This is a genomic window from Alkalibaculum bacchi (genome assembly GCF_003317055.1).
Taxonomy (GTDB): Bacteria; Bacillota; Clostridia; order Eubacteriales; family Alkalibacteraceae; genus Alkalibaculum; species Alkalibaculum bacchi.
Map to the genome: position 1 here is coordinate 13,859 of NZ_QNRX01000002.1, position 24,962 is coordinate 38,820.

The 24,962-nt window shown below is 34.1% G+C and carries 23 protein-coding genes, 1 tRNA gene, 1 other RNA gene and 1 pseudogene; 4 read left to right on the forward strand and 22 right to left on the reverse strand.

The window, feature by feature from the left end; translation table 11 throughout:
* Positions 1 to 23: 23 nt before the first annotated feature.
* The 5 genes from DES36_RS01510 to DES36_RS01530 all read right to left on the reverse strand — a co-directional run bounded on the left by DES36_RS01510 (position 24) and on the right by DES36_RS01530 (position 5,756).
* Positions 24 to 1,010 carry an alpha-ketoacid dehydrogenase subunit beta gene (locus DES36_RS01510; RefSeq protein ID WP_113919458.1) on the reverse strand — a complete coding sequence of 329 codons (987 nt, stop codon included), beginning with the start codon at positions 1,008 to 1,010 and terminating at the stop codon, positions 24 to 26.
* Entirely contained in the window at positions 1,007 to 1,996 is a 990-nt protein-coding gene (gene pdhA / locus DES36_RS01515) for a pyruvate dehydrogenase (acetyl-transferring) E1 component subunit alpha (protein ID WP_423230744.1), read from the reverse strand. The genes DES36_RS01510 and pdhA overlap by 4 nt, the downstream gene beginning before the upstream one ends.
* Positions 1,997 to 2,177: 181 nt before the next feature.
* Positions 2,178 to 3,272, reverse strand: coding sequence for a glycerol dehydrogenase (locus DES36_RS01520; protein WP_113919459.1), 1,095 nt, complete (start codon positions 3,270 to 3,272; stop codon positions 2,178 to 2,180).
* A gap of 35 nt (positions 3,273 to 3,307) precedes the next feature.
* Positions 3,308 to 3,616, reverse strand: coding sequence for a DUF6506 family protein (locus DES36_RS01525; RefSeq protein ID WP_113919460.1), 309 nt, complete (start codon positions 3,614 to 3,616; stop codon positions 3,308 to 3,310).
* Between the two features lie 211 nt (positions 3,617 to 3,827).
* Positions 3,828 to 5,756 (reverse strand): sigma-54-dependent Fis family transcriptional regulator, encoded by a 1,929-nt coding sequence (locus tag DES36_RS01530; protein WP_113919461.1) that lies wholly within the window; start codon positions 5,754 to 5,756, stop codon positions 3,828 to 3,830.
* 582 nt (positions 5,757 to 6,338) lie between these two features.
* Here DES36_RS01530 and DES36_RS01535 point away from each other — a divergent pair.
* Positions 6,339 to 7,019 carry a GerMN domain-containing protein gene (locus DES36_RS01535; RefSeq protein WP_113919462.1) on the forward strand — a complete coding sequence of 227 codons (681 nt, stop codon included), beginning with the start codon at positions 6,339 to 6,341 and terminating at the stop codon, positions 7,017 to 7,019.
* A 396-nt stretch (positions 7,020 to 7,415) separates the two neighbouring features.
* On the opposite strand, the gene DES36_RS01540 is transcribed toward DES36_RS01535, so the two are convergent.
* The 3 genes from DES36_RS01540 to DES36_RS15015 all read right to left on the reverse strand — a co-directional run bounded on the left by DES36_RS01540 (position 7,416) and on the right by DES36_RS15015 (position 9,136).
* A complete protein-coding gene (locus DES36_RS01540) occupies positions 7,416 to 7,922 on the reverse strand; it encodes a GNAT family N-acetyltransferase (RefSeq protein ID WP_187387043.1) in 507 nt (168 codons plus the stop codon).
* A 182-nt stretch (positions 7,923 to 8,104) separates the two neighbouring features.
* Positions 8,105 to 8,425: a DUF7010 family protein gene (locus DES36_RS01545; RefSeq protein ID WP_423230745.1), complete on the reverse strand. Its 321-nt coding sequence runs from the start codon at positions 8,423 to 8,425 to the stop codon at positions 8,105 to 8,107.
* Between the two features lie 249 nt (positions 8,426 to 8,674).
* Positions 8,675 to 9,136: a hypothetical protein gene (locus DES36_RS15015; protein WP_207657416.1), complete on the reverse strand. Its 462-nt coding sequence runs from the start codon at positions 9,134 to 9,136 to the stop codon at positions 8,675 to 8,677.
* 384 nt (positions 9,137 to 9,520) lie between these two features.
* Between DES36_RS15015 and DES36_RS01555 the strand changes: the two genes are divergently transcribed.
* Complete coding sequence (locus tag DES36_RS01555; protein ID WP_113919463.1) at positions 9,521 to 9,733, forward strand: PF20097 family protein; 213 nt, start codon at positions 9,521 to 9,523, stop codon at positions 9,731 to 9,733.
* Positions 9,734 to 9,970: 237 nt separating this feature from the next.
* Here the strand turns inward: DES36_RS01555 and DES36_RS01560 are convergent.
* The 14 genes and pseudogenes from DES36_RS01560 to DES36_RS01620 all read right to left on the reverse strand — a co-directional run.
* Positions 9,971 to 10,222: pseudogene (locus DES36_RS01560) on the reverse strand (N-acetyltransferase family protein); the annotation flags it as partial.
* 187 nt (positions 10,223 to 10,409) lie between these two features.
* On the reverse strand, positions 10,410 to 10,556 hold the full coding sequence (locus DES36_RS14700; RefSeq protein WP_170128133.1) for an LDCC motif putative metal-binding protein: 147 nt from the start codon (positions 10,554 to 10,556) through the stop codon (positions 10,410 to 10,412).
* 117 nt (positions 10,557 to 10,673) lie between these two features.
* Positions 10,674 to 11,041: RNase P RNA component class A (gene rnpB / locus DES36_RS01565), an RNA gene on the reverse strand.
* Positions 11,042 to 11,221: 180 nt separating this feature from the next.
* Positions 11,222 to 11,947 (reverse strand): hypothetical protein, encoded by a 726-nt coding sequence (locus tag DES36_RS01570; protein ID WP_113919465.1) that lies wholly within the window; start codon positions 11,945 to 11,947, stop codon positions 11,222 to 11,224.
* Between the two features lie 128 nt (positions 11,948 to 12,075).
* A complete protein-coding gene (locus DES36_RS01575) occupies positions 12,076 to 13,194 on the reverse strand; it encodes a Nif3-like dinuclear metal center hexameric protein (protein WP_113919466.1) in 1,119 nt (372 codons plus the stop codon).
* A complete protein-coding gene (locus DES36_RS01580; RefSeq protein WP_113919467.1) occupies positions 13,185 to 13,874 on the reverse strand; it encodes a tRNA (adenine(22)-N(1))-methyltransferase in 690 nt (229 codons plus the stop codon). The genes DES36_RS01575 and DES36_RS01580 overlap by 10 nt, the downstream gene beginning before the upstream one ends.
* Positions 13,875 to 14,103: 229 nt before the next feature.
* Positions 14,104 to 14,178 (reverse strand) — tRNA-Asn (locus DES36_RS01585).
* A 176-nt stretch (positions 14,179 to 14,354) separates the two neighbouring features.
* Positions 14,355 to 15,428 carry an RNA polymerase sigma factor RpoD gene (gene rpoD, locus DES36_RS01590; protein WP_113919669.1) on the reverse strand — a complete coding sequence of 358 codons (1,074 nt, stop codon included), beginning with the start codon at positions 15,426 to 15,428 and terminating at the stop codon, positions 14,355 to 14,357.
* Between the two features lie 39 nt (positions 15,429 to 15,467).
* Positions 15,468 to 17,246 carry a DNA primase gene (gene dnaG, locus DES36_RS01595; RefSeq protein WP_113919468.1) on the reverse strand — a complete coding sequence of 593 codons (1,779 nt, stop codon included), beginning with the start codon at positions 17,244 to 17,246 and terminating at the stop codon, positions 15,468 to 15,470.
* Between the two features lie 37 nt (positions 17,247 to 17,283).
* The gene (locus DES36_RS01600) at positions 17,284 to 17,733 is read right to left on the reverse strand and encodes a DUF188 domain-containing protein (RefSeq protein ID WP_113919469.1); all 450 of its coding nucleotides are present in this window, start codon (positions 17,731 to 17,733) and stop codon (positions 17,284 to 17,286) included.
* Between the two features lie 19 nt (positions 17,734 to 17,752).
* Positions 17,753 to 18,751, reverse strand: coding sequence for a deoxyguanosinetriphosphate triphosphohydrolase (locus DES36_RS01605; RefSeq protein WP_113919470.1), 999 nt, complete (start codon positions 18,749 to 18,751; stop codon positions 17,753 to 17,755).
* Positions 18,752 to 19,128: 377 nt separating this feature from the next.
* On the reverse strand, positions 19,129 to 19,299 hold the full coding sequence (locus DES36_RS01610; protein WP_113919471.1) for a FeoB-associated Cys-rich membrane protein: 171 nt from the start codon (positions 19,297 to 19,299) through the stop codon (positions 19,129 to 19,131).
* 44 nt (positions 19,300 to 19,343) lie between these two features.
* A complete protein-coding gene (gene feoB, locus DES36_RS01615; protein ID WP_113919472.1) occupies positions 19,344 to 21,509 on the reverse strand; it encodes a ferrous iron transport protein B in 2,166 nt (721 codons plus the stop codon).
* A gap of 57 nt (positions 21,510 to 21,566) precedes the next feature.
* A complete protein-coding gene (locus tag DES36_RS01620) occupies positions 21,567 to 21,785 on the reverse strand; it encodes a FeoA family protein (RefSeq protein ID WP_113919473.1) in 219 nt (72 codons plus the stop codon).
* A gap of 326 nt (positions 21,786 to 22,111) precedes the next feature.
* Here DES36_RS01620 and DES36_RS01625 point away from each other — a divergent pair, with 326 nt between their 5' ends.
* Positions 22,112 to 23,347 (forward strand): MFS transporter, encoded by a 1,236-nt coding sequence (locus tag DES36_RS01625; RefSeq protein WP_113919474.1) that lies wholly within the window; start codon positions 22,112 to 22,114, stop codon positions 23,345 to 23,347.
* A 315-nt stretch (positions 23,348 to 23,662) separates the two neighbouring features.
* A complete protein-coding gene (locus DES36_RS01630) occupies positions 23,663 to 24,940 on the forward strand; it encodes an alkaline phosphatase family protein (protein WP_113919475.1) in 1,278 nt (425 codons plus the stop codon).
* Positions 24,941 to 24,962 lie beyond the last annotated feature (22 nt).

Below are 24,962 nucleotides of genomic sequence, written 5' to 3' on the forward strand. Positions count from 1 at the left end.
GATGTAAGAGGCTTTAAAGCCTCTTAATAATATGCATTACCTAATAATCCCTTAACTGCCTGAACAATATCTTTTTCGTTTGGCAATACATAATCTTCCAAACCGGGATTAAAGGGTATAGGACAATTCAATGCACCTACTCTGGCTACAGGAGCATCTAAATTGAAAAAATATTCTTCGGCAATAATTGCAGCTATCTCTCCCCCGAATCCACCTCGTTTGTTTTCTTCTGTAACGATAACTACTTTTCCAGTTTTCTCAATAGATGTTTTAATGGCCTCTTTATCCAGAGGAAATAATGAACGCAAATCAATTACTTCTACATCCATACCTTCTTTTTCTAATATTTCTGCTGCTTTTAAAGAATCGTAAACCTGTTTTCCATATGTAATAATTGTCACATCGCTGCCTTCTTTTTTAATGCTCGCTTTTCCTAAAGGAATAGCATCTACTTTATCTTCTACTTCTCCAGTCATAGCGTAGAGAGCCTTATGCTCCAGATACATTACAGGGTTTTCATCTTCTATTGCTGAAATCATCATTCCAATGGCATCTTGAGGATTAGAGGGATAAATTACTTTTAATCCAGGTACATGAGTCAGCCAAGATTCTAAAGACTGCGAATGCTGAGCAGCAGCGCTTACACCACCGCCACTAGGTAAACGTACTACCATAGGTAGTTTAATTTTTCCACCGAACATATAACGCATTTTTGCCGCTTGATTTACCAATTGATCCATCCCAACGGTCAAAAAATCTACAAACATTAACTCTGCAATGGGTTTTAACCCTGCTGCTGCTGAACCAACAGCTGCCCCGATAATTGCACCTTCTGAAATAGGTGTATCTCGAACCCTTCTATCTCCAAATTCGTCAAACATACCAGAAGTAACACCAAAACAGCCTCCAAAGGCTCCCACATCTTCTCCAAAAATAAATACATCTGGATCTTCTAGCATTTTAATTCTCATTCCTTCTTTAATTCCTTGGCCATAGGTCATTTTTTTCATCTTACACGAACCTCCTCAACTTTTAAATCTGTATAAACATCTTCTACTGCCGTATCTAAATCAGGATCTTTACTATTTAATGCGAAATCAATGGCTTCTTCTATGGCCTGCTCCACTTCATCTTGAAGTTTTTTCAATTCTTCCTCAGAAACTACATTGTTTTCAAGCATATATTTTTCTAATCTTGGAATAGGATCTTTCTTTTTCCATTTTTGCAATTCTTCATCACTTCTATATGAAGTGGGATCTCCTTCAAAATGACCACGTTGACGATAGGTTTTTGCTTCTATCAATGTAGGTCCTTGTTTTTCTCGAGCTCTAGAAACAGCTTCTCTTACAGCTTCATATACAGCAAAAACATCGTTTCCATCCACAGTGATTCCAGGCATATCATAAGCAACAGCACGAACGGATATATCGGTAATGGCCTGGTGCCTTTCTTGACTTACGGAAATCCCATAACCATTGTTTTCACAAAGGAATATTACTGGCAGTTTCCATACACTTGCTAAATTCATGGCTTCGTGAAAAGTACTTTGGTTAGTAGACGCATCACCAAAGAAACATATACAAACCTGTTGGGTATCTTTATACTGTGCGCTTAATGCTGCACCTACAGCAATATTATGTCCTGCACCTACGATACCATTTGCACCTAAAATCCCTTTAGTGGCATCAGCAATATGCATGGAACCACCTTTTCCCTTGCAATATCCCGTTTCTTTACCGAAAAGCTCTGCCATCATGTAATTCAAATCTCCGCCTTTGGCAATAATATGACCATGACCTCTATGAGTACTGGTAATAAAATCATCATCGTTTAAGTTGGCACAAGCACCTGTAGCGACAGCTTCTTCTCCTATGTATAAGTGAACAAATCCAGGAATTTTTCCTTCTGCAAATAGATTCATTCCTTTTGTTTCAAACTGCCTAATCTTCAACATTTTTTTGTACATCTCAATAATATCTTTGTTTGGTATTTTCAAAATATACCCTCCTATTCTTTATTTAAATTTTTACTTTCACACAAGCAACAGAAATTTCAATAGTGTTATCAATGTCCCCATATTCCTACCTAAATAATAAAATCCTTCACTGTTTATCCCCCTCAGTATAAAAATTGCAGATTCTTATATAGCTCTTATCAGCTCAATCATTTTTTCATAATTATTTTATATACTGTCTCCCTAGTTCATCTGCAATAAGAATAGCTGCATAAACATCCTGAGGCTCTACTTTAAAAGGCATATTATGAATCGTTTCTCCTTCACCGCAAGCTAACTCTGCTACTTTCATAAGTTCTTCCTCTTTTACATCTGAAATCCCCATTTTTTCTAGTGTAGTAGGCAAACCAACTTGAGTACAAAAATGGATGACTTCTTCAATTTCTTCTATAGGACTATTTTCAAGCACCAGCTGTGCAATGGTCCCAAAGGCTACTTTTTCACCGTGGAGAAGATGATGGCACTCATGAAGTATTGTAAAACCATTATGAATAGAGTGTGCTCCTGCAATACCACAGCTTTCAAACCCTACACCACTTAAATATGTATTCGCTTCAATAACTGCTTGCGCTGCTTGGGTAACAACGTTTTTCTCTGCTGCAATTCTAGCTTTATAACCATTACTCAATAAGATCTCATAACATAATTTTGCAATTGCAAATGCTGTCTTTGTTGCTTTTCCTCCCGCCATGACATCAGAATTTGATCTCACACTAGCTCTTGCCTCAAAATACGTGGCCAAAGCGTCCCCCATACCTGCTATCAAAAATCTGGCCGGGGATTTCATAATAATAGCTGTATCCACGAGTACAATATCTGGATTTTTAGGAAGTATTAAATATTCGCTGAATTCTCCTTTTTCAGTATAAATAACGGATAAGGCACTACATGGGGCATCTGTGGATGCAATGGTAGGAATAATTACTACAGGGATTTTTCTATAGTATGCTACCGCTTTGGCTGTATCCAATGTCTTACCTCCGCCAATGCCTATTACGGCATCGCAACCCTTTTCTTCCACGATTTTTTCTATTCTTTGGATTTCCTTTCTCGAGCATTCACCATTGAAAGTCTCAAATGTTAATTTTGCATCTGTTCCTTTAAAACTTTCTTCAATAATGCCCTTCATTCTCTTTATGCCATTTTCAGTAGCTAACAATAAAAATTTGTTTCCAAAAAAATAAGTATGTTTAGATACATTATGAATTTCATCTTTACCTTGAATGTATTTACTGGGCGAAATAATAATATTTGTCATTATAAAATTTCTCCTTTCTTTCTAAAAAGCAGCACTTATTCTTTGAAAAATTCATCTCCGCTCTTAAAATCTAATCCTGGATGGTTATCAAACCTTACAACTCCTACCACCGCCTCTCCTTTAATCGATTCAGAAATCTTTGTAACTCCTTCGTGGCCAAAACCACCGCATAGTTCAATGATCTTAACTCCTTGCTTCACAAGTTCTTTTGCCGCTTTTATACCTGATGCATAAGAATCCACACCTACTGTAATTAATGTAATCTCGTCTGTATGGATATGAGACCGATGTTGAACATCATCGGCATTTGGTGCAATAAAGATAAATGCAGCTTTTAATGACATGGACAATCCTCCTTTCAAATTGTTCTCACTATCTATTTAGCAAATATCATGCCAATATATAAAGAAAAAAAAAACCGCTAAAATAGCGGTTTTTTTGTAATCCTTTTCGTAGTGTATATCATTTTCTCATTTTATTTATCTCATTTTAATACTATTTCTCAAAATGAGACAAGTGTATTAAAATATTTTCAGAACTGTTTCTTTACAATTTTTATTTGGTGGAAATTTGATACTGTTTTATTTTTCTATAAATAGTGGCTCTGCTAATGTTAAGATACTGTGCCGCTTGTACTACATTTCCTTGAGATAAAATCAAAGCATCTTGTATGCTCTGCTTTTCGATTTCCTGTAAGCTCTTTGTGTACGGCTTCATATCATATGGAGTACAGTTATTTTTTTCTTTTTGTGGCAAATAATTTTCATCAATAATTTCCTTTTCACACAAATAATAAGCTCTTTGAATCGTGTTTTTTAGTTCTCTTACATTGCCCTTATATTCATAGGTAATGATTTCCTTTTTAAACCCTGCACTGAACATTTTAGGGTTGTGGGGATTTTCTTCATTTAAGCTTTTCAGGAAAAACTTAGCCAAAGTAAGAATGTCTTCAGGCCTATCCCTTAAAGGAGATATTTCCAGATTAATTACATTGAGCCTATAATATAAATCTCGCCTAAAAGTTTTTTCTGCTACCTCTTCATACAAGTTACGATTGGTGGCTGCAATAATGCGTATATTTAAATCCCTCTCATAGGTCCCTCCGATTCTTCTGACTTTATGATCATCCAACACTCTCAAGAGTTTTGCTTGGATTTCTATGGGAATTTCGCCTATTTCATCTAAAAAAATAGTTCCTCCGTTTGCCAATTCAAATTTTCCGGGCATTCCTTCTTTTAGTGCTCCTGTAAAAGCTCCCCTTTCGTAACCAAACAGCTCGCTTTCTACTAATTCTTTAGGCAAAGCGGCGCAATTAATAGGAATAAAAGGACCGCTGTTGCAATTGCTTGCATTATGTATGGACTGGGCCAGCAATTCTTTTCCTGTTCCACTTTCTCCTTCAATCAGTATAGAACAATCATTTTTTGCAATTCTTTTGGCTGTCTGAATCAGCTCTTTCATTTTTTTATCTTGGGTAATTATATTTTCAAAGGTATAATTTGCTCGAAAACCTGCAATCTTACTTACTTCTTTACGTAACTGCTTAGCTTCTTTAATAATTAATACTACACCCATAATTTCATCATTAAAAACAATAGGAGAAATATTTAATACGCAGTCAATTCTTCTTTTGCCTATATCTAAAGTATAATCCGTATATTTTATTTTATTTCTTGCCTGGAATATATCCTTTTCTATTTCCACATCTTCCAGCATTTTTTTCATATCAATGGCGTATATTTCTTCTATACTCATTTTAAAAATATGGGGCAATTTGTTATTAATCCGTTCAATTTCAAAATGTCGATTCATAATAATTAACCCATCCAGTATAGAATCAAATGCCGTATCCATGAGACGGTAGTATTCCAAAATAGCCAGTTGCTTTTCTATATTCTTTACAGAAGCCACTACAATGCCAAAGGTATGGGGATGTACATCTTCCACTCTCCCCGATAAATTTAAACAGCCGATGATTTTTCCTTCACTATTGCGAATGGGTGCTGCTGAACACGTCCATACGTGATGATATTTACAGTAATGCTCACTGCCCACTACTTGTATAGGTTGCCCAATGGCTAAACATGTCCCTATAGCATTGGTTCCAACATCCTTTTCGTTCCAGCTGGTTCCTTGCATAAAATTGAGATCCCTATGTTCGGGTCTTATTTTCTCGTTTTCAATAGTCTCAATTAAAATACCATCCGTATCTGTCAACACCACACTGTAATTTGTCTCTTTAACAATATTATAGATGTCTTTAATGATGGGTGAGGCAATTTCAATTAATTCTTTATTTTTTTCCAAACGGTGTTTCATCTCTTCATCAGATAGAACCTTACCCTTGCCTCCATAAAAATCAACTAAATTATTTTTACATCTTTTCCAGGATTCTAGTATCACAGGTCTTATTTCAGGTGATATTTGCTCCTCTTCTACAAAATCTGTCCAAATTCTCTTTAATTCCGAAATAGTATTCAACATACATCCCTCCTGCTTCTACATATTTCCTATTCTTAATCGTCTGCCTTTTTTATTAATTTTTACAATCGAATACAATTTTTGGAGGCACTTCTCAATTTCTCATCATTTCTATAATATCATATTCTAACTAATAAATTACAATATTTTCTAAATCCCCCTTACAGGTTTTTATATTTTATGAGAAAATACAAACAAACATTCGTATCCAATAATTAATAAGGAGGGTGAATCTTATAATTTATTTATCTCTTTACAAACGCCTATGCTAGATTCATGCCACCTATGTGCCGCCCACCGTCTAGTTAGTAAACAGGTAGCTTTTGTCTACAGCACCTTAAGATAGTTTAAAATTATCACCTGTATGGCGAATTCGGTGGGCCCTCCACCATCATTTGTATAGCATAGCTATCTTCAAGTAATATTTATTACTTGGAGTGTCACCTTCGTAGCGCACGAGATATATCCCCTTTAGTTTGTAAACATTTGTGGTTATATAAAAGTTATGGTATAATTAAATCTATAAACTAAGTCGCAATTGTTTGTCAAACTTGACACTACTGCATTATATTTTGGAGGTATAAAATGAAATTTAGATTTTGGGTAATATCCCTTCTAGTAATATCTATTCTCTTTCTAACTAGTTGTAAGAATAACGAGAAGGTTGATACTTCAGATATCACACCACAGGTAACTCTTAATAATAATTCTACCAGTGAGAATATATCAGATACGAACAAACCGTCTGAGATTCTTAATAATGATTCGACCAGTGAGAATATGTCAGATGCTAACAAACAGTCTGAGATGAAATCTCCTACCACTGAAAAATCTTCAATCAAAAATACCAAGTGTAGGCTTTATTTTTTAGCTGCAACTGAATTAGAGTATTATTATATTGATAAAATAATACCTGTAGAAGATAATGCATTGATTACTGCTTTAACAAAAGAGCTACAAAGTACTTCTTATAACAAAGATTTTTTGTCATTAACAGATAAAATAAAGGTAAAATCTGCAAAGGTAGATGAAACAACAGGCGTTCTTAAAATAGTATTCTCTGGTTCTTATGTAGACCATATGAACTTAGGAACCAATACCGAAGATGGTCTCTTAACGTCTTTACTAGCTACTTATGGTTATAATCTCGGAGTAGATAAGGTTGCCATATATTTTAACGATGAGCTATATACCAGCGTAAAAGGAGATTTGCCAGAAGGGTACTTCAATGTAAATTATCCTTCTGCTAAAGTGTATAATCCATAATACAAAATAATTACTTGATGATTTCAGTGCAGAAACGATTGTACAACCAAATTAATGGGGCTCATCAAAAGCCTTATTATGTGTTTGAACATTAGCCTATGCTATATAAAACATAATATTAACTTCACATTGTCGTATATTCTTGTTATTTTGCGAATTAAAGTCCAGCAAAGTTATTGCTGGACTTTGTTAATATCATATACTATACATATATGATATATCAAAATTAAGATTTTTTAGTTTCTTTAAATTTACTCTTGATAAATTTAAAGAAGTGTTGATAATACAACACTTCTTAAGGGAACTCAACAATGAGTTGTCTTAGTTCATCTTTCCCTACAACTACGACAACAAATGAGAAAGATATGTCTTAAAAGCTGGTTCTTTAGACAAAATTTATTTACTGAATTTCATAGCTAACTTATCTAACGCATCATCATATACTCTATATACTGTCCATTCATCCATTGGAACTGCACCCATTTGTTTATAAAATTCAATTGATGACTGATTCCAATCCAAGCACCACCACTCTAATCTTCCACACTTTCTTTCAACGCACAATTTAGCAAGAAAAGAAAGTATAATTTTCCCTATACCCTTTCCTCTCATTTTAGGTTTAACATATAGATCTTCCAAGTAAATACCTGGTCTCCCTAAAAAAGTAGAAAAATTGTGAAAGAATAATGCAAAAGCTACTGGTTTATTTTTATATTCACCGATAATAACCTCAGCCATTTTTCTTTCAAATAGAGATTCTATTAAAATTTCTTCTGTAGCTACAACTTCATTTAACATTTTTTCATAATTAGCCAATTCCTTTATAAATTCTAAAATTAATGGAACATCTTTTATCTCTGCAAATCTTAACTTGAAATCATCTAAATTAGTATCAATGAACATTTGTATACCTCTCACTGTATAAGTAAATTAAAACGCATTATCCTACTGTGTGGCGCAATCTAATAAAATTGTTCACGGGAGGTCAAAGACCTCCCCTACGACCCAGATACCAATCGGTAGGAGCGTACCTTTGGTTGCCCGTTTGCACGATGCAATATTTAAAAATTGTATATTCGTTAATATTAAAGATTAAGTTTAAACTCCGATAAAATCTTTTTGTTTTCAACTATCAAACAAATACTAAACAATATTTCTATTATAATCATCATAATTGCAAGCTTATAGGGTTCAAAACTTACGCCAATTATAAGCGATAAAATCGGTACTAAAATAGCGAACAGTATGTAGGATTTAGATTTATATAACCACCCATATGGCAACAAATGTGCTCCAAAAATCATTGCTATTACCATTAGCATCTTTTCAGGTAATGTCGGATATACCCACATAGCAATCAGTAAATGTTTAATCGCACAATTCAATCGTAATTCTTCTAAGTTCATAATCAACTCTCCAATAAACAAAAAATAACTTCTTTATTACTTATATCTATCAAGGATGGTATTTTCCTGTAAAATCTTCAGCAACAATTTTCCCACAATCTGATAGTGGTGTTTTTTCAAACTGGCGACCACAGGTCGCCCCTACATTCTAAAATATATAATGCTCTAGGGTATGGACTCTGATACGCCCATAACTTAAAAATGATTGATAGTTAGACAAGAGGCTATACACGAAAATCCAACCTCATCTTATATGATTCTTCCCTTTTTCTTTGCATCTGCGTCCAAGCCACTACCTATGGCAATTCCAATGCTCATTCCTATTGGCAATCCCAAAGCTATATTATTTTCAAATATTGAAAGACCAAATACCAAACCTATACTCATACCTATAGACATGTACACACTCATGTAATAACCTTCTCTAACAAGCTTGTGTTCTTTTTCTAAATGAGAAATAATACCACTCATCTTTTTGTGATATTCCTTAAAATCTGATTTATCTACTGGATTGCCTTTTTCTATCAACATTTTAGTATGTTCATCGATTTCTTGTAGGTATCTCCCGCACTCATTACAATCAAAAGAATTTAATCTGATGATTACTCGTTGGAGCAAATCAAAATCGAGCTTTTTTACTTCTTTATCTGTCAATATGCTTTTCAGAACTTCAATGTTTCTATGCAATCTTTTTAAATGATCACTTTCCATAATACACCCCTCTTATATCAGTATGTTAATTGTTGCTAAAAATTAAATTTGAAATCTTTTATTTCAATAATTGCCACCAAATTTTCTTATGTATCCCTTATTATAACATTTTATCATATAACTACATTAGGAAATTTTGTGTAAGCTTTAGCTAATGCTACTGGATCATTCATGATATCTTATAACTTTACCCTCGAATAAGCGATTGCCAAATAATTATTAAAATGCTTAATACTTCCTATTTTTTATTATATTAATACCAAATAGTAAATTCTCTTAACATTTTATTTTTTGCAAATTAAATTTGTTGTATAATGATGATGACAGAGTTGTATAAACTAATAGACTTAAAGAGTATTCGTTTTTAACGAAGGAGGCAATTATATGAAATGTCCTTATTGTGATCTAGAAATGGAAAGTGGTTTTCTTCAGAGCAGTAGTGAAATTTTTTGGGGGCCAAGAAAACACAAAGCCTTTTTTACACCTACCCATGAAGATGAGGTTCTCCTCGCAAATGGTTTTCTAACTGGCAGTGCCGTAATTACAAATTGTTGCCGTAATTGCCAAAAGCTTATTCTGAATTACGAGCTGGATTAGCTATAATAATTGTAGTTATTATCTAGTATTTTTTTGGCATCACATTATCTCCTTATATGAACAGTTTTAACCTTGTTGCATGATATCTAAATAATGTTCGTCACGGGAGGTCAAAGACCTCCCCTACAACCTAGGAGCCAATAGGTAGGGGCGTGCCTTTGGTCGCCCGTTTGCACGACGCAATGATCGACTGTAATGACCTAGTCTAGAAATATTATGCACAAAATCAACATTAACTCATAACTGTAATTCATACAATTCTGATATTGGAATAACTGGTTTGGGATTTGCAGAATGATCCCCAATAATTTTCTCCATCCAAATCACATCGTACCAAGTTTCAAACTTATATCCGCACTTCGTAAAATGTCCAACTTTTTTATATTCTAAGCTTTTATGAAAATATATACTGGCATTGGTAAGATAAGCATTCTCGGTAGGTGTATAGGCTATACAAGCATTCAGATTAAGAATATTTTGCTGCTTTAGTTGCCATGCGTATTTTAATGTTTGTATTCATTCTACTACCCGCTTTCACAAAATATCTTTGTACCATTAAAAAAATTATATTCTAATAAGAGTTTCAAAGATAGACCTTAATGTAAACAAACTTCTTCATTAGCCTTAGTAACAATAGCATAAATATAAAAACATATTATATCTCTGTAGTTTTTTGCTATTTTCTATTATGCTGTGCTCTTGCAGTAGGTTTATTCTTTTTCTTATCCCTGCCCACAGTACAACAATTTAACGGCTCAGATCCGAAACTCTTTTTATTTGCTTCTTTTAATTTTTCTAACCATCTATTGATTATACTCTTCATTATGTATCTCCTCCATAGTATCTTTCATCTATAGGCTAAAACCTCTAATAGTTAGGGTCAAAATAGAACCTTCTTTATAATAAAAAAAGGCCCGAAAGCCTTATTTTAAGTTCGTTTTATATGAGTAAGTCTATAAGCCGAGTTCTGTATTAAATGATCATCTATCTAGGCTTATTGTTACCAATAAGCTCAAGCGACCTACCATTGGACGGCAACGAGCAGCTGCCTTTGTGTGTCCGTTCTTGGTCTTGCTCCGAATGGGGTTTACCTAGCCGAATAGTCGCCTATCCGCTGGTGAGCTCTTACCTCACCGTTTCAGCCTTACCGCCAAAAATGCGGAGCATTTTTGGTGGCGGTTTACTTTCTGTTGCACTTGCCTTAGAGTCGCCTCCACCGGGTATTACCCGGCACCCTGCTCTATGGAGCTCGGACTTTCCTCTCGTACAACCTTGCGGTTTTGTACCAGCGATCATCTGACTTACTCAGAATGTTATCTTAACATATGTTTATTTTATTTGCAATGGAAAAAACATCAAGGTGGTAAGGTAGTAAGGTGGTAAGTAAAACCATATAAGCCACCGATGGTGGCTGTTACAAGAAGGTGCCTACGGCTACTTTAGCAATCAGCCGCTGGTAGCTGGTAGCTGGTAGCTGATCGCTGCCTTTTATATTTCTTGCGTCTGTGGGATGATGATGACTCTGCCGCAATTTTCGCAGGTGTAGGAATGTAGATGGTTCTTTTCAATGCTTTGTGTGAACATTAATGAGAACTGCATCTTACAGCCATCACAGCTATCTCCAGTATAAGGAACTAAAACTGGGTAAAGATTTTCCTTCTTGTCATAGTAAAATCTATAAGATTCTGGTGTAAGATTATCGTTAATCTTCTCTATATTTTCGTAAACGGAAGCTAGTGATTTTCTTACATCCTTTTGCAGTTTTTCTAATTGCTTTGTAGAAGATTCTACTGCTTCATAGATCTGTTCTAATTTTGATTTAAATCTCTTAATTTGCTTAATATTTATTAAATTGTCTTTTCTTAATTCTTGAAGCGTTTTATTTTTTTCTTCCAATAAATTTGTATTATCTTGAATGTCTTTTTCTAATTGGCTAATTGCTTTCGGCTTAAGAACCTCACCGCTATTTAGCATTTCTTCTGCAATGACGATAGCCTGTTGTATATTTTCTACCTCTTCTTTTAATCCTAGCGCAATAGCATCTTTGTCTTTATACTCTACTGCAATTTTTTTAGTTGTTTGTAATAGTTTATTGTAAGTTTCTTTGCTTTTTTCAATGTGGTTTTGTAAATCCGTTACGCCCATTTCTTTTTCTACTTCGATGATTTTATTTTCTAATTGTTGTAATTCCCATAACATTTCTATATCGACCATTTTTACACTCCTTATCAAGCACTACAAATCATTTAAAAATCTAATCATTTATACTACTCTATTTATCTATATCAACACATTGGTGGAAACCCCACTCTTGTGATTGGTTCATTTAACAGCCCTATAATCTAGTAAACTTTTAGTGTATCTCTTCCAGAAGTAGACTGCATGATTTCTATATTTGCTTTGCTCTTTTTCGCACATTCTTCTAAGTATTCACTTAAGTACCGGATCACAATGATTTCTGTTGAAAAATGACCCGCATCTATCACAAATAGTCCGATTTCTTCTGCTGTTTGGCCATCGTGGTATTTTAGATCTCCAGTAATAAAAACATCAGCTCCAGAGAACTTTGCTTTATGCATATAATTAGCACCAGCACCAGAGCAAACTGCTATTTTCCTTACTATGTTTGGCATAGGACCACTTCCGCGCAAGTTGTTTAGATTCAATTTATTTTTTACAAAGTCTATGAATTCATTTGTATTCATTTCCTTGTCCAATTTTCCAACAACACCTAGTCCTTGTACTCTTCCATTGTTTTTTAAAGGATATATGTCATACGCTACTTCTTCATAAGGATGTACTTTTAAAACGGCCTTTAATGTCCGCTCTAAATCCCCTTCTTTTACAATGGTCTCAATTCTTACTTCATCCACTTCTTCTATTTTTCCAGGTGTTCCTATATACGGATTCGTATTTTCTAAAGGTTTGAAATTACCGACTCCTTCTGTTGAAAAACTACAATGGCTGTAGTTTCCAATCCATCCAGCACCTTGGCGTCCTAATTCTTCCTTAATTTGCCCTATACCTGATTTTGGTACAAAAATAGCAAGTTTATACAAGTTTTCATAATTTATTTTATCTAAAACTTCCAAATTTCTAATTTCCAGATGATTTGCTAACCAATAATTAAGGCCTTTATGACTAATATCTAAGTTTGTATGTGCACTGTAGACGCCAATTTCTCTTGTAATTAATTCTTTAATTAATCTTCCTTTATAATTATCCCATCTTACATTTTTTAAAGGTGAAAAGAGAAAAGGATGATGAGACACAATAAGGTCTACTTGGTTTTCAATGGCTTCTTTTAGTACTGCATCATTTACATCTAAGCATACTAAAACCTTGTTAACTTCCATATTAGGGCTTCCAATCATAAGACCTACATTGTCCCAACTCTCAGCTAATTTTCTTGGTGCAAGCTCTTCAATGAATTGAATAATTTGTTGGCATTTTATAGACACTTTTTCACAACCTTTATTTTTTCTAATAAGGAACTACATTCTTCTCTTCGCACTTTGGCATTTTCGCTTTTCTCTACGCTACAAGCTTTGATAATTTTGTTTAGTTCATTTTCTTTTGCAGTGATTAGCTCATGAAGCAGTGGGTGTTTGTCTTGTACTAGAATAGGACTTATATGATAATCAATTTCTGCCCATGGTTCGCTTTTACCTTTTTTAGCAAGTATTATTTGATAAATACGCCTATCTTCCTGAGCTAAGTCCTCTTCGATTATTTGAAATCCATTTTGAATTAAGTACTGTCGTAATTCCTCTTGAGCAATCATAGGCTGTAAAATCAATCTATGAGCATTTAGAGCTGTTTCTTTATTGGCTTCGATGATTTCCTTAATTAAGATACCACCCATACCTGCAATAATGATGTTTTCTACATCCATACCTACAATAGGATCTAGACCAGGTCCTAACATTGTAGTAATTTCTCTTGTATATCCATACCTTTCAATTTGTTTATTGGCCATATTAATTGGACCTTGATTAATATCACAGGCATATACAATATTTGTAACATTGTTTTCCACTAAGTAAATTGGAATATACGCATGATCTGTACCTATATCCGCAACTGTAGCTTTATAGGTTACTTTTCTCGCAATGGCTTCAAGCCTAGGTGTTAATTGCATAAACTACTCCATTCTATATTTAACTATTTAAGAAATCAGGTGAATTTATGAGAATAATGAAATTATGTAGATGAACTTTCTTGTAATACCATTATACCATATTTCATCAAAATATGACTTTGGGAAAGTATGCTTTATTTGGGGAATATATGGGATAGTTATTTTAAAGTTTGCTTAAAAAATAAAAAGACTAGAGACATATGTCTCTAGTCTTTATTCTCTTAAAAAATGGCTCCTCAGGTTGGATTCGAACCAACAACCTCCCGGTTAACAGCCGATTGCTCCACCATTGAGCTACTAAGGAACGTTAAATAATATTATAGTGATTTTTTTTATTTTGTCAAGAGTTTTGCAAAATCTAGAAACAAATTCCGTGTGAATCACCTGCAGTAATAATATTGCCAAATTAGAAATTTAATATACACTTTTATTTAATTTTGTTTCAAACAAAAGACCCCCTTATAAAAGGGCGTCTTTTGTTTAATCTAAATAATCTTTTAGTTTTTTACTTCTACTTGGATGTCTTAGTTTTCGTAGAGCTTTGGCTTCAATCTGCCTAATTCTTTCTCTTGTTACATTGAATTCTTTTCCTACTTCTTCAAGAGTTCTTGCTCTACCGTCGTCTAAACCAAATCTGAGTCTTAAAACTTTTTCTTCTCGGTCTGTTAGTGTTTCTAATACATCTAATAATTGTTCTTTTAATAAAGCATATGATGCTGCTTCTGCTGGTGCTGGAGCATCATCATCTGGAATAAAATCACCTAAATGACTGTCTTCCTCTTCGCCAATAGGTGTCTCTAATGATACTGGATCTTGAGCAATTTTTTGAATTTCTCTTACCTTTTCTTCTGTAAAACCCATTTCTTCAGCGATTTCTTTAGGTGTCGGTTCCCTACCTAAATCTTGCAGCAATTGTCTTGAAACGCGGATTAGTTTATTTATAGTTTCTACCATATGTACTGGTATACGGATTGTTCTAGCCTGATCAGCTATAGCCCGCGTAATCGCTTGTCGTATCCACCATGTGGCATAAGTACTAAATTTAAAACCTTTGCCATAATCAAATTTTTCTACTGCTTTTATAAGACCTAGATTACCTTCTTGAATCAAATCAAGAAAAGACATCCCTCGACCAACATATCTTTTGGCGATGCTTACTACCAATCTTAAATTGGCCTCTGCTAATTGTTGTTTTGCTCTATCATCGCCTGCTTCCATTCGCTGAGCTAATTCAATTTCTTCTTCAGCTGTTAAAAGTGGAACTTTACCAATTTCTTTTAAATACATCCTTACTGGATCATTAACACTGATTCCCTCTGGTACATCTATTTCTTTCGCATGAATGTCTTTTTCAATGTCTTCGTGTTCGTCATCCTCGGCAGATTTAGTAATATCATGTGTAAAAATTTCTATACCGTCTTCTTCTAAAATTGTATATATATCCTCAATTTGTTCTGGTACTAAATCTATATCAGAAAGAGAATTCTGGATTTCTTCTCCAGTTAAAGTACCTTGTTTCTTTCCTTTTGCAAGGAGTTCTTTAACTTTTTGCATCTGTTTTACATTAACGTCCACTCTTAACCCTCCTCTCAACTATAATTTCTCTAGTTTACGTTTATTTTCGATAATTTGATAATATATTCTATTCTTTTCTTCATCATCTGTGGCATTTAATAATTGATTTTGTAAAGATTTATTATCATTATGAATCTTAAATTTTTTAATCGTATTACAGTAGCTAATAATAGCTTGTTCTTCTGAGCTTATTTCATCCGATGTAAATATTGACGTTGCAATTTCTAGGTCATTTTTATTACTTATGTCATTTATGAATTTATTACCTTGGATTTCTTCTTCATTTTCTATTTGACGAAATAGATATTCTGCTAGATCTTTATAAATTCCATCTTGAAAATGACTTAAATTAATTTTAGATTCAATTAAAGGAAAGATATTCTTGTTATTGATTAAAATTTTTAGAATTTCTTCTTGAGCAATACTGTAAGCATTTTTTACAAATTTTTCTGGTTTTTCATTCCTATATTTTCCATCAGAAATTTTTTTATGCTCTTTTGTAACATTTTTTTTAATTTCTTGAAGAATTGTTTCTTTTGAGATACCTGTGTCTGCAGCCATTTTGTTTAAATAGGCCTCTCGCTCAATACCGCTATTAACATTACTCAGATATGCAGCCATTTCTTTTGTAAATTTGATCTTGCCATCTACACTACTTATGTCATATGATTGTTTTAACTTGGAAATTTTATACTCTAAAGGAGTCATCCCTTTTGACATTTGTAGTTCAAAAGCATCTTTTCCATATTGATTTATGTACTCATCAGGATCTAGATTATCTGGCAAAGAGACTATTTTTATATCGATATCATTATCTTGTAGTATTTCTATGGCTTTAGACGTAGCTTCTTGACCCGCTCGATCCCCATCGTATATGACAACTAGTTCTTTAGCATATCGTTTAAGCAGCTTGCTTTGATCTTGGGTAAAAGCTGTACCTAATGAGGCCACAGCATTTTTAATGCCTTTTTGATAAAGGCCAATGACATCCATATAACCTTCTACAATTATGATTTGTTCGTTTACGATTTGTTTTTTTGCATTATTTAACCCATACAAATTTTTCCCCTTATGAAAAATTTGAGTTTCAGGAGAATTTAAGTACTTTGGTGATATGCTATTGTCAAGCACTCTGCCTCCAAAGGCAATTACTTTTCCTGTAACATTTTGTATAGGAAACATAATGCGGTCTCTAAAACGATCATATAAATCATTTGTAGATCTGTTTTTGCCTCTTAATATTAATCCAGATTCTAATAATTCATTGACATTGTACTTCTTACTAAAAAGGTAACGAAGCAAGCCATTACCGTATTTTGGTGCATAACCTAAACCATATTTTTTAATAGTGGCTTTATCTATTTTCCTGTCTAATAAATACGCCATTGCCTTAGAGTCATGTAATAATGTCTTATAATAGTATATTGCTGCATCCCTGTGTATAAGAAGTTGTCTTTCTCTTTTTTCATTTCTTTCACTATTATATTGTTGGTTTTGAGGCAATTTTATATGGACTTTATCTGCAAGAAATTTTAGAGCTTCGACGAAGTTTAGTTTTTCGATTTCCATGATAAACGTTATGACATTACCACCTGCACCACAACCAAAACAGTGATACAACTGCTTTTCTCTTGTCACAACAAATGAAGGCGTTTTTTCTACGTGAAATGGGCAGCAGCATTTATGGCTTGTACCCATTTTTTTAAGTGTTACATATTCAGAAATAATATCGACGATATCATTTGCACTAACGATTTCATCTATGACATCGCTGGAGTAATAATTCTTACTGCTCAAATTTTCTCACCCCAATTCTCATGACAAACCAAAAGATTTATTTGTTGTCTATTTCCTTTTCTACAACTGTTTTCAGTATCTGATAAAAATGTTCATCTGCTTCTTCGTTTCGTTTCTTTTTATTCGATACTTTCTCTCTTTTTTTACGTGCTAATTGAGCCAAATGTCTTTGAAATAATAACAATTCAATATTATCTTTAGTATAAATATTTCCAGAAGAAGATAAAACAGCCTTACACTTTTCTAGAGTGGCACAAGCTAGTCCATAGTCATCTGTAATTAATAAATCCTCTTTAGTGATATCGTTAATAATCCGAATGTCCACTTCCTGTGCTTCATTGTCTAAATATATCGTATTATGAAATAATTTGTCGAATGTATAGTGAGACACACTAGTGTAGTATATAACATCTATGGAATATTTTAAAGAGATTTTTTTTATTTCTTTTTTTACTGGGCATGCGTCTCCATCAACTAATATCCTCATTCTAAACCTCTATTTCTAGTTATACCCCCCATGGTTTGGGTACAAACAATTGTTGAAATCTCCTAATAGCGTATCGATCCGTCATTCCTGCAATATAATCGCAAATGACTCTCTCTGAGTTTTCATCATCTAATCTTTTTATAAACTCAGGTGGTAGTTTTTCTGGTTTTTCTAAAAAATATTTAAAAATCGAACAAATAATAAATGTTGCTTTTCCTTCTTCTTCCTTTGCCCTCGGACTGATGTATACATTTGAAAATAAAAATTCTCTTAATTTCATTGTAGAATTCCATATTATATCATCCATTTTAATAACATTCTTCCCATAAGACTCGTAAATTACACTACGTATCATATTATCGATGCGTTTCCCTTTTGTCTCTCCAAGAATAGAAGTATGCTCCTTAGGCAATTGCTCCTGTGTGATGAGATTTGCTCTTATAGCATCCTCAATATCGTGATTAATATAAGCAATCCGGTCTGAAAGGTGAACCACTTGTCCCTCTAAAGTCTCAGGACTAACTTTACCTGAATGATGTAAAATCCCGTCTCGTACTTCCCATGTCAAATTTAAACCTACGTTGTTTTCAATAATCTCTACAACTCGTAGGCTTTGCTGATTGTGATTAAATCCAAAGCTACAGATGCTATTTAACACCTTTTCACCAGTATGTCCAAAAGGGGTATGTCCTAAATCATGGCCTAATGCAATGGCTTCTGTCAAATCTTCATTTAATTTTAAAGCTCTTGATATGGTTCTAGCAATTTGAGACACCTCTAAAGTATGAGTAAGACGAGTGCGATAATGATCCCCCTCAGGAGAAATAAATACTTGTGTTTTATATTTTAAACGTCTGAAGGATTTAGAGTGCAATATTCGGTCTCGATCTCTTTGAAAATCTGTCCGAATATCGCATTTAGAAATAGGTGTTTTTCTACCCTTTGATTGAATACTAAATGTAGCATATTTTGAGAGCATGGTCAATTCTTGCTGTTCTCGATCTTCTCGAATATTCATTCTCCTCGCCCCTACTCTAGTTCTAAGTTTTATGTTGTAAGTCCTATGTAGCTACTTCTCTGTAAATAAAACAGCGGTTTTACATACAACTTATAACTTAGAACATAGAACTTAATTCTTGTTATATATTATTCGCTATCAGCCCCTTAAATTCCTTCTTTTTTGATGAGATTTTTTTAAAAGCAAGTGGTCAAATATGCGACTTACGTCGCAGTGAATGATGAATACAGAACAATGAATAGTAAATAATACATGAAATTTTTGCAAGACTCGCATATTTGTATTATTCAGTATTCATTCTGCATTGGTTTAAGAATTCCGCTTTCCGCACAATTAAGAAAAAACACGGCTACACCGTGCTTCTCTTATATTTAAGCTTATTTACCGCTACAACTGTGACAGCTGTTGTCAGATTTGTTTGATGGACAACCTGCACAACCACCCTTTTGCTTTTCTCTATAAACATATCGTCCTGCAAGGATTACTATTATTGTGAGAATGGCAATAATAATGATATTAGCCATATTTGATGCTATCCAAGTAAACATATAAAAACCTCCTCTAATTTATACTTTACTTCTTATAGATCACTTTACTCTACTTCTGGGGATAATTTCATTTTATTTCTTTTATTTGTTTCATTTGTTTTAGGTGTTCTAAAGATTAAATACAGCATTCCTATTAATACGGCAAAGCCTGCTGCTGTTCCAAAAGTGAAAACGCCACTTGATAGGAATAAACCAATTTGATAGAAAATCAAGGATACTGCATAAGCTAAGCTAAACTGATATCCAATTGTAAACCAAGTCCATTTTGTATTGTTCATTTCTCTCATGATTGCACCTATTGCAGCAAAGCAAGGAGGACACAATAAATTAAATATCATAAAACTATATGCTGCAAGAGGGGTAAAATGTGCTGCAATAGTCCCTAATTGATTAAAAGACCCTTCTTCTACAATAGATAATGCATCACCTGTTATTCCATAAAGAACGCCAAATACTGCCACTACTTCTTCTTTTGCTAAAATACCCATTACAGTTGCAACTGCACTTTGCCAATTTCCAAAGCCTAGTGGAGCAAATAATGGTGCAACTATTCCACCAATTACAGAAAGAATACTGTGGTCCATATCTTCAACCATTCCAAAGGACCCATTTACCATACCGAAATTAGATAAGAACCAGATAATCATACTAGATAGTAAGATTACTGTACCCGCTCTTTTTACAAAGGAAAAACCTCTTTCCCAAGTGCTCTTAAGTACACTCTTTGAGCTTGGAATGTGATAAGCAGGTAGTTCCATAACGAAAGGAGAAGGTTCTCCTGCAAACATCTTTGATTTCTTTAATATAATACCTGAGATTACAATAGCACCAATACCTAGGAAATATGCACTAGGAGCAACCCACCAAGCTCCTCCAAACAATGCTCCAGCAATAAGTGCAATGATTGGAAGTTTTGCGCCACATGGCATAAAAGTCGTGGTCATAATAGTCATTCGTCTCTCTTGCTCATTTTCAATGGTACGAGATGCCATTACTCCAGGAACACCACAACCTGTTCCAATTAACATAGGAATAAAGGATTTTCCAGAAAGGCCGAAACGTCTAAATAATTTATCTAAGATAAATGCTACACGTGACATATATCCGCACTCTTCAAGGATGGCCAATAAGAAAAACAGTACAAACATCTGTGGTACAAAGCCAAGAACAGAACCGACACCGCCTACCATACCATCTACAACTAATCCTGACAACCAGGGAGATACTCCTGCACTTTCAAACCATGCTCCTAAAGGTGCAATAATCCACTCTCCAAAGATTGTATCGTTCGTAAAATCCGTTACAAAAGTACCAACTGTAGTGACTGAAATATAATAAACAGAAAACATGATTACAGCAAAAATAGGTAATGCTAGCCATCTATTAGTGATAATTGCATCTACTTTATCTGAAGTAGTAAGATCTGATCCATTTTTCTTTACATAGATTCCCTTTATTGTCTTAGTAATATAATTATATCTTTCGTTAATAATAATACTCTCACTGTCATCATCTAAAGTGTTTTCTACAAAGGTAATTATTCCATCTAGATTAGAAGCTATATTTAATTCCTTTAGTACATTTTTATCTCGTTCAAATAATTTTATTGCATACCAACGCCTTTGAGTTATGCTAATTTCTTTTGGTAATTGATCTTCTATAGTAGAAAGAGCCTTTTCCACCTCTAGACTAAAAATACCTTTGGGGACTTTTTTCTTAGGGTTTTGCGCTAGTTTTACAACCTTATTTATGAGTTCTTTTGTTCCCGTACCATCTAATGCCGTTATTTCAACAATTTCACAACCGATAGCCTTTGAGAGCTTTGCCGTATCAATTTTATCTCCTCGTTTTTTGACGATGTCCATCATATTAATTGCTACGATGACTGGAATGCCTAGTTCTAATAATTGGGTGGTCAAATATAAATTTCGTTCTAGATTAGAACCATCTATAATATTGATAATCGCATTAGGTTTTTCATTAATGAGGTAATTTCTTGTAACTACTTCTTCTAAAGTATATGGAGAAAGAGAATAAATCCCAGGTAAATCCATTAGTATAGTATCTTCATGGCCTTGTATCTTTCCCTCTTTTTTTTCTACAGTAACTCCTGGCCAGTTACCAACGTATTGATTTGATCCTGTCAAATCATTAAATAATGTGGTCTTCCCACTATTAGGATTTCCCGCAAGTGCAATTTTTGTAACCATATACAAATCTCCCCTCTTAGTTAGTCTACACTAACTCTACTACGTACTTTTACTTATCTATTCTACTTCAATATTTGCTGCATCGCATTTTCGAAGAGAAAGCTCATAGCCACGAACATTTATTTGTAATGGATCACCAAATGGGGCTACTTTTCGGATAAAAATTTCAGCACCTTTTGTAATACCCATGTCCATAATTCTACGTTTAAGTGCACCTTGTGTATGAAGTTTAACAACTTTTACTTTTTCACCTATTTTTGCATCGTTTAAATTCATGGATTTTTCCCCCTTAATATATTGCTTTTTTACGATTGTTAAGCCAGGCTAGGCTCTTATTCTAATTAGGAAGCATACGCTAACTTTTAATTAAAGTTTACCACTGCTAACTGTTTATGTCAATATCATTTTTGGAAAAAAATAATAAAAAAATGCAAATATTTAAAGGAATATGTCTTATTAATAACGGTAAAGAGTTTAATAATTACAAATAACTTTATATGAGAGCTCTTGACCCTTAAATATTGCTCTGCTAATTTGTAAGTAAAGGTTTATTTTTACATATAATGCATTTATAAGTGAAAAAATTTAGTAGGAGGTTTCTCATGAAGCTGACAAAAGAAGAGAGATCATGGATTATGTACGATTGTGGTAATTCAGCTTATAGTATGGCCGTCACCACTGCTCTTTTACCTGTTATCTTTGGCATGTTTGATAACGTGAACAGCAGTATGGATCTAGGTTACTTTAATTCTATAGCTAGTATTTTAGTAGCCCTTTTAAGCCCTATTTTAGGCTCTATTGCTGATTATAAGGACAATAAGAAACGCTTTTTTGTATTTTTTGCTTTTCTTGGCATCTTATTTACTGCTTCTTTAGCCTTTATCTCACCAAAAAGCGGATTGTGGCAGCTATTAGTTATTTTCTACGTTCTTTCTGCCATTGGTTTTGCAGGAGCTAATATTTTTTACGATTCTTTCTTAGTAGATGTAACAACAGATAATCGAATGGATAAGGTTTCTACTAGTGGTTTTGCCTTTGGCTATATTTCTAGCGTAATTCCCTTTGGTATTAGCCTTGGAATCATCTATATATTAGGAATGGACAAAGCTTTAGGTTATCAGATAGGCTTTATTATCACTGCCCTTTGGTGGGGTCTTTTGACATTGCCTTTAGTTCGCCATGTTAAACAAATTCACTTCATCGAACCTGAACCTGCTCCTGTGGTAAACAGTTTTAAAAGATTATGGAACACCTTTAAAAACATTCGACAATATAAGACGATATTTGTTTTCTTACTAGCTTATTTCCTCTACATCGATGGGGTCGATACGATTATTAAAATGGTCGTACCTTACGCTACTGGAATACTAGGCAATAATTCCCTAGATACTTTCACTTTGCTCGGCATTTTGTTGGTTATACAGATTATTGCATTTCCTTGTGCTATCCTTTACGGCAATCTGGCTAAAAAATTCTCTGCAAGGACTATGATTATTGTAGGCATTGCAACTTACATAATCGCATGTGTTGCAGCATATTTTATTTCTAATGTAGGGCATATCTTTATTCTCGGTGCATTAATAGGTTCTGCTCAAGGAGGCATTCAGGCACTAAGCCGGTCTTACTATGCTAAGATTATTCCAAAAGAAAACTCCAATGAATTCTTTGGCTTTTACAACATTTTTGGTAAATTTGCAGCCATCATTGGACCCTTTATGATGGCTTTAACTACAACAATTACTGGAAATCCCCGTTACAGTATCTTCGCCGTCGTTCCATTATTTATTGGAGGACTTTTGGTATTTTTGACACTACCTAAAGCACCGAAGGTGCCTTAGGCGCTAGTCTTAGTTTCTAGTCACTAGCATTGAGGTATTCCTTTTGCGTCAAGATCCTTCGCTTCGCTCAAGGATGACTGGGGTAGTTAACTAGGTCAGCTCTGTGGCCCTTTAAGTGCCAAAGTCACATTTTTGACCCAAGCTCCTGCTTTTGTCATCCTTGGGGCTTTAGCCGAAGGATCTTATACTTTACTCTATCTCGCCTATAGGCGAGTAAAGGTTTTCCTGGCTACCTGACCACCTGCTTTTCCCACATACTTTAAGCCAATAATCACCAGATGCAACAATATTTCGAAGAAGAATAGAGTGATTTCAATGAATCCTAAACATGTAATTGTCATTTCTTATGATGCTTTTTCTGAAGACAATTGGGAAATGGCCAAAAGTTTACCTAATCTTTCTAAATTGATAAAAAATGGAGCTGTAAGCACGAAACTCAGAAGCGTTTATCCTACTCTGACTTATACCGTTCATACTACTATAGTGACTGGAGTGCATTCAGACAAGCATGGTATTTTTCACAATAACCCTTTCCAGCCTTTTGTGGAAGAAAAGAATCAAATTTGGTTTTGGTACCAAGATGCTATTAAAGTTCCTACTCTTTATGATCTAGCTAAGAAAAAGGGCTTAAGTACAGCAGGGCTTTTGTGGCCTGTATCAGGAAAATCTTCCATTAAATACAATTTACCTGAAATACATGCCCTTAAAAATGAAAATCAAAGCCTAAAAGTTTTAAAAGGTGGCAGTCCTTTATTCTGCCTAGGACTTGAACTAAAATACGGACGTTACCGAAAGGGAATTCAACAACCTAATTTAGATGACTTTACAACCTTATGTACTGTAGACACTATCAAGACAAAAAAAACAAATCTTCTCCTCATCCATCTCATTGATTTAGATGATGCTAAGCACGGTTTTGGCACAGACAGTAAGGAAGTAAAAGAAGCCATTTTAAGAATGGACATTAGACTCGGCAGAATTATGGATGCTATTGAAGATGCTGGAATAAAAAAAGATACGACATTATTCATCATAGGCGACCACAGTCAAATAAATGTGAAATACAAAGTTGCATTAAATCATCTCCTTAAGGAGAAGGGATTGATTTTTAAAGAAAAGGGAGAAGTAAAGTGGAGAGCTTGTCTCCAAAGTACAGGTGGAGCAGCATACCTTCACATTAAAGAAGGTGACCTAGAAGCAGAAACAGTAGCCTATACTGTTTTAAAAGATGCAATGCAGAAGGGCGATTACGGCATAGAGCATATCTACTCAAGAGAAGAATTGGACAGCCTTCATGTGAACAAATCTATCAACACCATGGTTGAGTCCAAATCTGGTTACAGCTTTGTGGATACTCTTAAAGGACCAATGATTATAGATTTAGAGGAAAAAGACATAAAATATGCTACCCACGGATATTCACCTGATAAAGAAAACTACAAATGCGTATTCGTAGCTTCAGGCCCTTTGATTAAAGAGAATTATTTTTTAGAGGATATTGAAATGGTAGATATAGCCCCTACTATTGGAAAAATCTTTGGAATAGAACTTAAAAATCGTGATGGAAGGGTTTTAGATGAGATTTTTCGCTAGAATTGACTTTAAGACTCAAATT